Genomic DNA, 11771 nt, shown 5'->3' on the forward strand with positions numbered 1-11771 from the left:
AAAATGAATGATTACTATTAAATCTCAAAGAGAAATTGATGCCATGAACCGTGCTGGCGATGTGCTAGCAGGTGTCCATATCGGTTTGCGCGACATCATCAAACCAGGCGTTGACATGTGGGAAGTGGAAGAATATGTTCGTAAAACTTGTAAGGAGAAAAATGTCTTGCCCCTTCAAATTGGTGTTGATGGTGAGTTGATGGATTATCCTTATGCAACTTGCTGCGGGCTCAATGATGAAGTGGCTCATGCCTTTCCACGCCACTACAAACTCAAGGAAGGCGATTTGCTCAAGGTCGATATGGTCCTCAGTGAGCCTTTGGACAAATCAGTTGTTGACGTGTCTAAGCTCAACTTTAATGATGTCAAGGCTATGAAGAAAATCACTCAAACCTATCGTGGTGGTTGTGCAGACTCTTGCTGGGCTTATGCAGTTGGTCAGGTGTCTGAAGAAGTGCAGAACTTGATGGATGTGACCAAGGAATGTTTGTACCGCGGTATTGAACAGGCAGTTGTTGGCAATCGTATCGGAGATATCGGTGCTGCTATTCAAGAATATGCTGAGGGGCTTGGCTATGGTGTTGTTCGTGACTTGGTGGGTCACGGTGTGGGTCCAACCTTCCACGAAGAGCCAATGGTTCCCCACTATGGAACAAAAGGCCGTGGACTTCGCTTGCGTGAAGGGATGGTCTTGACTATCGAGCCTATGATTAACACTGGTACCTGGGAAATTGACACGGATATGAAGACTGGCTGGGCTCATAAGACACTTGATGGTGGTCTATCTTGCCAATATGAACATCAATTTGTCATTACAAAAGATGGTCCGGTCATTTTGACAAGTCAAGGTGAAGAGGGAACCTATTAAAATAGCTAGAGAGAAGGAGAGGGAATGAAGAAAACCAAAATTGTTGAAGGTTTGAAAACATTCTGCTCGACCTTCTTTTCTTTTTATCGGAATGCGGATATTGATGTGACCAGTGTGGCGGTGGCCTACTATTTGCTAATCGGTATTTTTCCGATCTTGTTAACCCTGGCCAATCTACTTCCGTATTTTCCATTCGACATTGACTTGGTTTTGTCGGTTGTGGCTGAATTTGTACCGGATAAGCTCTATCCTTCAGTATCGGACTTTATCACCTCTATTTTGACCAAGCCGTCGTCGTCTTGGTTAGGAATTTCGATTGCGACGACCCTGTGGACCCTGTCGCGCAGTATGACCATCTTGCAAAAGGCCGTCAACAAGGCCTATGGTATCACTGAGCATCGAGATTTTATTGTCGGGCATTTGATAGGCATATTTTTAGGAATTGGTTTACAAGTCATTATTCTGCTGAGTATGACCCTCCTGACTTTTGGTCAGGTCATTATTTCTTACCTTAGTCAACTTTTTCCGCTGGATAACCAGTGGCTAAAAGGTCTGCTTAGTCAGACGCAATTAGTGGGTCTAATCGCCTTATTTACAGGCTTGATCATGCTTTATTTTTTCTTACCCAATATTCGTATTCAGAAAATCCGCTATATTCTGCCTGGAACAAGCTTTGTTCTTTTGGTTATGACATCGGTTGGCAAGCTTTTCACTATCTATGTGGATAATTATGCCAATCGCTTGTTGGATTTTCGTATGGTTACAGCCGTTATCTTCCTAGTCTTCATGCTCTGGTTTATATTTATGGCGCAAGTCCTGATTGTTGGAGCGGTTATCAATGCCAGCGTTCAAAGTATGCAAGTGGAAGAATTTCATGCAAGAGATGGGGATATTGTTTCCATCTTGAACAGAATAAAAAGCCGATTTACACCGATAGATAAAGAATAAACTTGGAAAAACAAGCTATATTTGTAAAAAAAGTGAGGTTCCGTTCGGAGCCTCATTTCGTATCTTTAAAAATAAACAATTTACTCAAGAAATAGTTGAGTACGATAACCAATACTTGTGAGAAGAGTGTGGCAATGGCATTGACAAGAGTCAGGTCATGATTGACAAATTGTCCAATCAATTGTGGATAGGCTTGAACCAGTAAGTAGGCTAGGGCCATATCCATAACCAAGGTTGCGATGCGAGCAGATACAAACTTGACCAGTCGCTGAGGCCAGCCATTATGTTCTTGCTTAAAGACAAAACGGTCGTTGGTCCAGAAGGCAAAGAGGATGGCAACTGCATTGGCCAAAAGGGTGACTAGGAGAATGGAAGGGATGACTAAAAATAGTCCCATTCGAGTGACCATATAGACCAGGGTTGCTGCGACACCAGCAATCAAATAAAGAATGACTTCGTTGTTTATGAGTTGATAAAATAACTTTTTCATAAGGAATAGTCTACCATTTTTTTGGAAAATATGCTATACTAGACAACGTTGTTGAATTTTCAATGACCCTTGGGGCTTGCTCACTTTACCCAAGCATATTTTAAGCATTTTGCTAAAGGAGAATTTTTATGAATACATCTAAATGGACTGCCAGAGATTTGGCAGAAATCGCTCTTGTCGCAGCCATCTATGTGGCTTTGACTCTGACACCACCATTGAACGCCATTTCCTTCGGAGCCATTCAGTTCCGCTTGTCAGAAATGCTCAATTTCTTGGCCTTTTACAACCGTAAGTATATCATCGCCGTGACCATCGGTTGTATGATTTCTAACTTGATTGGTTTCGGTGTGATTGACCTCTTTGTAGGTGGATTTTCAACCCTTATCTTTGTTAGCCTTGGGGTGATCCTCTTTGAAAAATACAAGAAAGACTATCTCTTCGGAGGCTTGTTTAACAAGGCATTCTTCTATTTCTCATTCTTTTTCGCAGCGACCATGTTTACAATCGCTCTAGAGTTGAAATTCTTATATGATTTGCCATTCTTCTTAACTTGGTTGACAACTGCAGGTGGAGAATTGCTGTCCCTATTGGTTGGTGCAGTAGTCATTGATAAGTTAGCGAAAAAAATCAATTTCGAAAGATAAGTTTTAGAGATAAATGTGAGCAGACACCTTCGGGTGTCTTTTTTCTACAAAATTTTTGTCAGGGCTTACAATTTAGGTTATACTGGAACTAGAACATACAGGAGGTCTTTTATGAAGACATATCAATTATCAAATGGTGTTTCCATTCCAAAAATCGCCTTTGGCACCTGGCAAATCCCAGATGGCGAAGAAGCACATCGTGCTGTTCTCTATGCTCTGGAAGCAGGCTACCGCCACATTGACACGGCTCAAATTTACGGCAACGAAGCCAGCGTCGGTCAGGCCATTGCTGATAGCAGTGTGGCACGTGAGGATATTTTCCTGACAACCAAGGTATGGAATGACAAGATTGGTGTGGAGGACACACTGGCATCAGTTGAAGGATCCATGACCAAGCTGGGCGTGGATTATCTGGACCTGCTCCTCATCCACTGGCCAAATCCAAAGGCTATTCGTGACGGTATCGGCTGGAAGGAGCGCAATGCCCAAGTTTGGAAAGCCTTGGAAGACTTGTATCGTGCAGGTAAGGTCAAGGCTATCGGGGTGTCTAACTTTATGGAACATCACCTGGAAGGCTTGCTTGAAACGGCTGAAATCACACCCATGGTCAACCAGATTATGCTGGCCCCAGGAACTCCTCAGCCAGAATTAGTTGCCTACTGTAAATCCAAAGGCATTCTCTTGGAGGCCTATAGTCCATTTGGTACAGGAACCCTCTTCCAAAGTCAAGAAGCCGCGGACTTGGCCAAGGAAGCAGGCTGTAGCGTTGCCCAACTAGCATTGGCATGGTCCTTGGAAAAAGGCTTCCTACCCTTGCCAAAATCAACCAGCCCAGAAAACATCCAGGCTAATTTGGAGATAGAAGATTTGGTCATTAGTCCTGAAGCAGTTGCTCAGTTGGATACATTGACAGGCCTAAAAGGCCAGTTGGATCCTGATTTGGCAGAATTTTAATATAAAAGAGTATGTTGTCATTGCAGCATACTCTTTTGTCATCTCCAACCTACCACTTTCATGCTATAATAGTAGCTATGGAAGAAAAATATTTGAAAATTGCTCAGGAATTGGGCGTGAGTTTAAAACAGATTGATACAGTCCTAACCTTGACGGCTGAAGGCAATACCATTCCCTTTATTGCTCGTTATCGGAAGGACGTGACGGGAAACTTGGACGAGGTGGTCATCAAGTCTATCATTGATCGGGATAAGGCCTTGACTGCTCTTGCTGACCGTAAGGCTACTGTCCTTGCCAAGATTGAAGAACAGGGCAAGTTGACAGACCAGCTTCGTCAGGCTATCGAGGAAGCGGAAAAATTAGCAGATGTGGAAGAGCTCTATCTGCCTTATAAGGAAAAACGTCGGACCAAGGCAACGGTGGCGCGTGAGGCTGGACTGTTCCCGCTGGCTCGATTGATTTTGCAAAATGTGGCTGACTTGGAAGAACAGGCTGCTGGCTTTATCTGCGAGGGCTTTGACACTGCTCAGTCTTGTTTGGCTGGTGCTGTGGATATTTTGGTGGAAGCTATCTCAGAAGACAATAAGCTTCGGGCCTGGGTTTATCATGAAGTACAAACCAATTCAAGCCTGACTTCAGAGCTAAAAGATCAAGAAGCAGACGAGAAGGAAGTCTTTCAGATTTACTATGATTTTTCTGAGAAAGTGGCGAAGATGCAGGGCTATAAGACCCTGGCCATTAACCGTGGGGAGAAGCTAGGTATTCTCAAGGTTTCTTTTGAACACAATGTGGATAAAATGATTCGTTTCTTTGAGTTGCGTTTTCCACAGTCTAATAGCTATATCAAGGATGTCATCCAGCAGGCTATTAAGAAGAAAATTCTACCTGCCATGGAGCGCCGTATTCGGACAGAATTGACGGAAGAAGCAGAAGAAGGAGCTATTCAACTTTTCTCTAAAAACCTCCGCAATCTGCTCCTCGTATCTCCTCTAAAAGGCAAGGTTGTCCTTGGTTTTGACCCTGCCTTTCGAACAGGGGCCAAGCTAGCAGTGGTAGACCAGACTGGAAAACTATTGACTACGCAGGTCATCTATCCAGTTGAGCCGGCTGGTCAGCGACAAATTGCTCAGGCTAAAAAAGACTTGGCAGACCTGATTGGGCAATACCAAGTGGAAATCATTGCTATCGGAAATGGAACGGCCAGCCGTGAGTCTGAAGCCTTCGTCGCTGATTTGCTCAAAGACTTTTCAGAAGTTTCTTACGTCATCGTCAATGAAAGCGGAGCATCTGTCTACTCAGCTTCTGAGCTGGCGCGATACGAGTTCCCAGACCTCCCCGTCGAGAAACGCTCTGCCATTTCCATTGCCCGCCGTCTGCAAGACCCTCTGGCTGAGCTAGTCAAAATCGATCCCAAGTCCATTGGTGTCGGCCAGTACCAGCACGATGTCAACCAGAAATCTCTGTCTGAAAGCCTGGACTTTGTGGTTGATACTGTGGTCAACCAGGTCGGTGTCAATGTCAATACGGCCAGTCCAGCCCTTCTAGCTCACGTGGCTGGTCTCAACAAGACCATTTCTGAGAACATCGTCAAGTACCGCGAGGAAAATGGTGCCCTGACCTCTCGTCAGCAACTCAAAAAGGTGCCTCGACTGGGTGACAAGGCCTTTGAGCAGGCAGCTGGTTTCTTACGCATCCCAGATGCGACTAACTTTTTGGACAATACTGGCGTGCACCCCGAGTCTTACAAGGCTGTGGAAAACCTGTTAGAACTTCTAGCGATTGACCACTTAGATGAGGCTGCGCAGGAAAAATTGAAGCAGCTTGCTATTGCAGATACGGCAGAAAAAATCGGTGTCGGTCAGGAAACCTTGAAGGACATCATCGCAGACTTGCTCAAACCTGGTCGTGATTTACGGGATGACTTTGAAGCACCAGTCCTCCGCCAAGATGTCTTGGATGTCAAGGACTTGGTAGTCGGACAGGAATTGCAAGGCACGGTCCGCAATATTGTGGACTTTGGAGCCTTTGTGGATATCGGTGTCCACGAGGATGGTCTGGTCCACATTTCACGCATGGTTAAGCGCAAACGGGATAAAAATGGACGCCAACAAGTCTTTCCGCATCCTAGCGAAGTCCTCGCCGTTGGGGAAATTGTAACCGTTTGGGTGGCTGAAGTAGATATCAAACGTAACCGTATTGGTCTTAGCCTTTTGAAGCCAAATGGATCTGAATAAGTATGTGCAGGAAGTTTCCCTGCAAGACTTCGGTAAGGAATTTCGGCATGTCGCAGTCTGGAACAGACGATTGAGGTCAACGGGTGGTCGCTTCTTTCCTAAAGATGGCCACTTGGACTTCAATCCCAAGCACTTAGAGGAGCAAGGTTTAGAAGTCTTTCGGAAGATTGTCCGCCACGAGCTCTGCCATTACCATCTTTACTTTGAGAAGAAAGGCTATCGGCATGGGGACAAGGACTTTAAGGAACTGCTGGCTGCGGTGGACGGCCTGCGCTATGCTCCCAAACTAGAACAAACTGCCAAGCCTAGTTTGATTTATAGCTGTCAGTCCTGTGGACAAATCTATCAGCGCAAGCGCCGCATTGACCTAAAAAAATACCGATGTGGGAAATGTCGGGGGCTCCTAGAGGACAATTTCATAAATCATAAAAGAACCAGTTCTTAGATACCTACTGAGGACTGGTTTTCTTTATGCTTTGTCATTCTAAATTTCGGAAAGTCTTGGGATTTTTCTATCTACATGATATAATTTTATAGAAAGCCCTTACGCAGTTCCCAAGCGTATTCATTTTTTACCGTCCAAATCTGAGATACTTCTTTCTATTTTCTTGTTTCGCTGTCACATTTTCAATTATTTTCAGAAAAGGTGCTCCAGTCTTCTGGATTAGCCTCGGTTTGCCAATATCAGCCTTTGGGCTGATGTTTTTCAGGAAGTTTGTGATATACTAGAAGGGAATTGAGGTGAAATCATGGTACAGAAACAACAAGAACGATTGATTGAGCTTTATGAAAAGGGGATTTTGACCAAGGAAGAGGCACGGGCCTGTTTTTTGAAATTTGAGGAACGACCGGATGTGCTCTTTGTGGAAGAAAAACACAAGACTGGCTTTACCTTGCCCAATTTCAAGGTCTTTGCTTCGTCAAAATTGAAGCAGGCCTATAGCTTTGAAGGGATAGAATCCTTATTTTTACAGCTATCAGAAGGACGGCTAACCATGACCAAGGCTAAGTCTAATCAGGTCGGGGTTGAAATTATCTACAATCAAGATGCTCCTGAAAACCAGTTGCCTCGTATCTATGTGGAGAAACGTGGTCTGTATTTTAGTAGCAGCTTGCCTTGTCGTCTGACCATTAATTTGCCTCAGGAATGGATGTCCGTACTTGACTTGGAACTGGGGCAGGCAGATGCTCGCTTGGATTATTTACCGTTTGAGGATATTTCTATCCGTAGTGCAAGGGATAAAAAACAACAGGATATCCGCTTGACAACCTGCGGTGGCTACCCACAGCATCTATCTGTTCAATTAAACCAGGCGCAAGTCACCCTCTACCCAGGAAAATCTCAAGGGATACAAGGGCAACTGCTTTCTTCATCTGGTCAGGTTCTAGTTAATCGTAAGAAGAAAGATAGCCCCTATCAGTTTGAAAAATCTGGCAGTGATTTGCTCTTTGTGAAAGGGCAGATGGGACAGGGGGCTATCTATGTGAAAGGAATAAAAGATGTCAATTGATTTGTATAAGGTAAGACAGGGTAAGATTGTATCGGGGGTACTTGCAGGTCTAGCCCACAAATTGGGCTGGGAAGCTTGGGTCACTCGTGTACTTTTTCTAGCTGCCCTCTTTTTAGGAAAAACTTCTTTGCTCACACTGGCACTTTATATTGCAGGGGCTTACTTCCTGCCCTACAAGGAAGATAGGGATGCGGAACGCTTTGGAACTGGTCCTCGAAAGATAAAGGATGCGGAGAAGATACATAAATCTTGGTTTGAATAGAAAAAAAACTTGAGTTTTGAAAGCTCAAGTTTTTTGATGTTAAAATGAGAATAGAGGTTCTTAATTGGCATGGCTAGCGATGATTTCCATCCGGCCTGTAAAGGTCCATTCAGTCACATCGGCCGGCAGGATGAAGTGGGTTCCTTTTTCAAGTGGGTAGCTGGTTTCACCGACCTGGATGGTTCCTTGACCGTCAATAACACTGACAAGTAGGTAGGGAACGGTTTGCTCCATCTGGATTTCTCCTTTGGTCTGCCATTTATAGACAGTGAAGAAGGGATTAGAAACCAGGAGGGTGGTGTCAAGCTTGTCTACTTTGAGTTGGGCAGGTGTTGAATTGGCTACGGGACCGATTGTCAATACGTCGATAGACTTTTCAATGTGGAGTTCACGAAGATTTCCAGCATCATCGCGGCGGTCAAAATCATAGACCCGGTAGGTTGTATCGCTAGACTGCTGGGTTTCTAAGATCATGATACCCTTACCGATGGCGTGCATGGTCCCGCTTGGAACGAAGAAGAAGTCGCCTTTTTTTACGGGTACATGGGTCAAGAGCTTGTCCCAATCTCCAGCTTGGATTTGCTGGCGGAGTTCTTCTTTGGATTGGGCATTGTGACCGTAAATGATTTCAGCCCCTTCCTCGGCTTCCAAAATGTACCAACATTCTGTTTTTCCAAGTTCGCCTTCATGAGCTAGGCCGTAGCTATCATCAGGATGGACTTGGACGCTGAGCCAATCTTCAGCATCGAGGATTTTGGTTAAGAGTGGAAAGACCTTATCTTTTGGGTTGCCAAATAGCTGTTTTTCATTTGTGTAGAGGTCATCTAGTCCACGACCCTCATAGCGACCGTTTGAAACGGTAGTGACACCATTTGGATGGGCAGAAATAGCCCAACATTCACCCGTTTTTTCGCTTGGGATGTCGTAGTGGTAGTTGGTTTTCAGGCGATTGCCACCCCAAATTTTTTCATGCATGACAGGTGTCAGGAATAATGGCTCCATAATCTCTTCTCCTTATTGTTGTTTTTCTATCAATAGTATAACAGATTACCAAAGAATTTTGTAGTAGCGTGATAATTCCTTATCTGATTAACAACTACTATGATGTCAGAAGCACCTATATTCTGAGGAAAAGTTCTACTTGTTTTGCCCTCCCACCCCATGCTTGTGGTATAATATACTAAAACCGAAAGAGAGGGAAGAAATGACCGTATTTGTGAAAGATTTGCTTGACAATCTGCGGATTGAGTGCGCCTACAGCACTGAGGAATTACTCAAAAAAGAGATTACTACTGCGGATATTACCCGGCCTGGTTTGGAAATGACAGGTTACTTTGATTATTATTCTCCAGAGCGTATTCAGCTTATGGGGATGAAGGAATGGTCCTATTTGATGGCCATGACAGCCCATAACCGCTATCAAGTGCTCTCGCAGATGTTTCAACCAGAAACGCCAGTAATCATTGTGGCGCGTGGTTTGGAAATCCCAGAGGAGATGTATCGAGCAGCTAAGGAGAAGAAGATTGCTATTTGCCGGAGCAAGACTGCGACCAGCCGTCTATCAGGGGAATTGTCTTCCTATCTGGATAGCCGACTTGCACAACGGACTAGCGTTCATGGTGTCTTGATGGATATTTACGGGATGGGTGTTCTCATCCAAGGGGATTCTGGTATCGGTAAAAGTGAAACGGGTCTGGAGTTGGTCAAGCGTGGTCACCGCTTGGTTGCGGATGACCGTGTGGATGTCTATGCCAAGGATGATGTGACCCTCTGGGGTGAGCCTGCGGAAATTCTGCGCCACCTACTAGAAATCCGTGGAGCTGGAATTATCGATATCATGAGTTTGTATGGTGCCAGTGCTGTTAAGGATTCATCAGAGGTTCAATTGGCTGTCTACTTGGAAAATTATGAAACGGGCAAGGTCTTTGATCGTCTTGGGAATTCTGGCGATACTATTGAAATTGCTGGCATTTCTATTCCGCAAATTCGTATCCCAGTTAAGACAGGTCGAAACATTTCTGTGGTCATTGAGGCAGCAGCCATGAACTACCGTGCTAAGCAGATGGGCTACGACGCTACTAAAATTTTTGAGGAGCGTCTAGGAAATCTTATCCAGCAGAATAAGGAAGAGGGCTAGTATATGGATCCAATTGCCATTCGATTAGGCCCCTTAGAAATTCGCTGGTATGCTATCTGTATTTTGCTGGGTTTGGTCTTGGGTGTTTACCTGGCGACTAAGGAGGCACCACGCAAGAAGATTTTGCAGGATGATATTTTAGATTTTATCTTGTTGGCCTTTCCACTTTCCATCATCGGAGCAAGGATTTACTATGTAGCTTTTTCTTGGAGTGAATACAAGGATAATCTGCTCTCTGTCTTTGCCATTTGGAATGGTGGCATTGCTATCTATGGTGGTTTGATAACAGGTGCCCTTGTACTTTATTTCTTCACTCGCTACCGCTTTATCAATACGCTAGATTTTCTGGATGTGGTAGCTCCCTCAGTCATGATTGCTCAAGCCATTGGACGTTGGGGGAATTTCTTTAACCAGGAGGCCTATGGTAAGGCAGTGGCGAGTTTGGACTATTTGCCAGCTTTTATCCGTGACCAGATGTACATTGATGGAGCTTATCGTCAGCCGACCTTCTTGTTTGAAAGTCTTTGGAACCTACTTGGTTTTGGTTTGATTTGTGTCTTGCGTAGACGGCCAAACTTGCTCAAGCAAGGTGAGATCACAGCCTTTTACCTGATTTGGTATGGTTTTGGTCGCCTCTTGATAGAAGGCCTGCGGACAGATAGCCTCATGTTCTTGGGAATTCGTGTTTCCCAATGGCTGTCTGGACTTCTTATCCTCATTGGAATTAGCATGGTTGTGGTGCGGAGAAGAAAAACTTCTATTCCATTTTATCAATCATAAAGGAGAAGGTATGATTATTGAAATTTCTGTCTTGATTATTGCCCTGTCCATTGCGGCGGTTGCAATCTATGTTATCTTGTTATTGAAAAAGTTGGGGACGGTGACGGAAGAGGCCCAACAGACCCTCAAGGTCTTGACCAGCGATGTGAATGTGACTCTCTACCAGACCAATGAACTCTTGGCCAAGACCAATGTTTTGGTGGAAGATGTCAACGGGAAGGTTTCGACCTTGGACCCTTTGTTTGTTGCGGTGGCAGATTTGTCCACTTCTGTGTCTGACTTGAATGCTTCGGCGCGTGATTTGACGGTCAAGGCCAAGTCGGCAGGTGCCAATACGGTTAAAGCTGGCGGAGCCCTCTCTGCCTTGTCAACTATCTCATCTCTCTTAGGTAAGAAAGGAGAAAAAAATGGTAAAAAAATCTAGTGTTTTGACCAGTATCTTATTGGGAGTGGCTGGTGGTGCAGCTGCGGCAGCCTTTCTGGCAAGTAAAACCGGTCAAGCGGTCAAAGAAAAAGTAGTCAACTTTGCCAATGACTACAAGGAAAATCATGAGGAAATCAATGCTGATTTGGTCAACAAGGCCCAGGATTTGGGTAAACAAGCTACAGACCGCTTTGCAGAAGTCAAAACCCAGTTGGAAACTGGTGAATTGACTGTTGAAGATTTGGTCAAGTCAGGTAAGGAAAAATCTGTCGAAACCTTTGAGCAAATCAAGGAAAAAATTGCAGAACAAAATCTGACTACTGCGGATATTTTGGAAGCTATTAAGGCTAAAACAGTCAAGGCTCCAACGGTAGATGTGACGGAAGAAGAAGTCGAGGACGCTGTCATTGTATCAGAGGATATTGAAATTTCCATTGATGATGTTGTGACGGAACCAGTCTCAGAAGAAAGAAATGAAGGTTAATTAGAAGAAACTAGCTTAGATTTTTCTAGGCTGGT

14 protein-coding genes and 1 riboswitch are annotated in these 11771 nt (G+C 44.5%); of the genes, 12 read left to right on the forward strand and 2 right to left on the reverse strand.

Annotation, left to right across the window (positions count from 1 at the left end):
* Positions 1-7 precede the first annotated feature (7 nt).
* Positions 8-868, forward strand: a complete 861-nt coding sequence (locus PW252_RS03290; protein WP_248050681.1) for a methionyl aminopeptidase — start codon at positions 8-10, stop codon at positions 866-868.
* A gap of 24 nt (positions 869-892) precedes the next feature.
* Positions 893-1816 (forward strand): YihY/virulence factor BrkB family protein, encoded by a 924-nt coding sequence (locus PW252_RS03295; RefSeq protein ID WP_248050683.1) that lies wholly within the window; start codon positions 893-895, stop codon positions 1814-1816.
* Between the two features lie 52 nt (positions 1817-1868).
* Here PW252_RS03295 and PW252_RS03300 read toward each other — a convergent pair whose 3' ends face one another.
* On the reverse strand, positions 1869-2306 hold the full coding sequence (locus PW252_RS03300; RefSeq protein ID WP_248050684.1) for a GtrA family protein: 438 nt from the start codon (positions 2304-2306) through the stop codon (positions 1869-1871).
* A gap of 29 nt (positions 2307-2335) precedes the next feature.
* Positions 2336-2437, forward strand: a riboswitch (PreQ1 riboswitch).
* Here PW252_RS03300 and PW252_RS03305 point away from each other — a divergent pair.
* The 6 genes from PW252_RS03305 to PW252_RS03330 all read left to right on the forward strand — a co-directional run bounded on the left by PW252_RS03305 (position 2435) and on the right by PW252_RS03330 (position 7911).
* The gene (locus PW252_RS03305) at positions 2435-2950 is read left to right on the forward strand and encodes a QueT transporter family protein (protein WP_248043757.1); all 516 of its coding nucleotides are present in this window, start codon (positions 2435-2437) and stop codon (positions 2948-2950) included. Its footprint overlaps the riboswitch before it by 3 nt.
* A 111-nt stretch (positions 2951-3061) precedes the next feature.
* On the forward strand, positions 3062-3904 hold the full coding sequence (locus PW252_RS03310) for an aldo/keto reductase (RefSeq protein ID WP_248050687.1): 843 nt from the start codon (positions 3062-3064) through the stop codon (positions 3902-3904).
* Between the two features lie 77 nt (positions 3905-3981).
* Positions 3982-6138, forward strand: coding sequence for a Tex family protein (locus tag PW252_RS03315; protein WP_248050689.1), 2157 nt, complete (start codon positions 3982-3984; stop codon positions 6136-6138).
* Positions 6125-6583 (forward strand): SprT family protein, encoded by a 459-nt coding sequence (locus tag PW252_RS03320; RefSeq protein WP_248050691.1) that lies wholly within the window; start codon positions 6125-6127, stop codon positions 6581-6583. Before PW252_RS03315 ends, PW252_RS03320 begins: the two co-directional genes overlap by 14 nt.
* A gap of 304 nt (positions 6584-6887) precedes the next feature.
* Positions 6888-7649, forward strand: a complete 762-nt coding sequence (locus tag PW252_RS03325) for a hypothetical protein (RefSeq protein WP_248050694.1) — start codon at positions 6888-6890, stop codon at positions 7647-7649.
* On the forward strand, positions 7639-7911 hold the full coding sequence (locus tag PW252_RS03330) for a PspC domain-containing protein (protein ID WP_105125401.1): 273 nt from the start codon (positions 7639-7641) through the stop codon (positions 7909-7911). Before PW252_RS03325 ends, PW252_RS03330 begins: the two co-directional genes overlap by 11 nt.
* 60 nt (positions 7912-7971) lie before the next feature.
* Here PW252_RS03330 and manA read toward each other — a convergent pair whose 3' ends face one another.
* Positions 7972-8916, reverse strand: a complete 945-nt coding sequence (manA, locus tag PW252_RS03335) for a mannose-6-phosphate isomerase, class I (protein WP_248050821.1) — start codon at positions 8914-8916, stop codon at positions 7972-7974.
* Positions 8917-9115: 199 nt separating this feature from the next.
* Between manA and hprK the strand changes: the two genes are divergently transcribed.
* The 4 genes from hprK to PW252_RS03355 are packed head-to-tail and all read left to right on the forward strand — an operon-like array spanning position 9116 to position 11736.
* Positions 9116-10048, forward strand: coding sequence for an HPr(Ser) kinase/phosphatase (hprK, locus tag PW252_RS03340; protein ID WP_248050696.1), 933 nt, complete (start codon positions 9116-9118; stop codon positions 10046-10048).
* Between the two features lie 3 nt (positions 10049-10051).
* The gene (lgt, locus tag PW252_RS03345; protein ID WP_248050697.1) at positions 10052-10828 is read left to right on the forward strand and encodes a prolipoprotein diacylglyceryl transferase; all 777 of its coding nucleotides are present in this window, start codon (positions 10052-10054) and stop codon (positions 10826-10828) included.
* 13 nt (positions 10829-10841) lie between these two features.
* Complete coding sequence (locus PW252_RS03350) at positions 10842-11252, forward strand: DUF948 domain-containing protein (protein WP_192873102.1); 411 nt, start codon at positions 10842-10844, stop codon at positions 11250-11252.
* Complete coding sequence (locus tag PW252_RS03355; protein WP_105125406.1) at positions 11236-11736, forward strand: YtxH domain-containing protein; 501 nt, start codon at positions 11236-11238, stop codon at positions 11734-11736. The genes PW252_RS03350 and PW252_RS03355 overlap by 17 nt, the downstream gene beginning before the upstream one ends.
* The last annotated feature ends 35 nt before the right edge of the window (positions 11737-11771 follow it).

The organism is Streptococcus sp. 29887 (assembly GCF_032595075.1).
In the GTDB taxonomy this organism is placed as follows: domain Bacteria; phylum Bacillota; class Bacilli; order Lactobacillales; family Streptococcaceae; genus Streptococcus; species Streptococcus iners.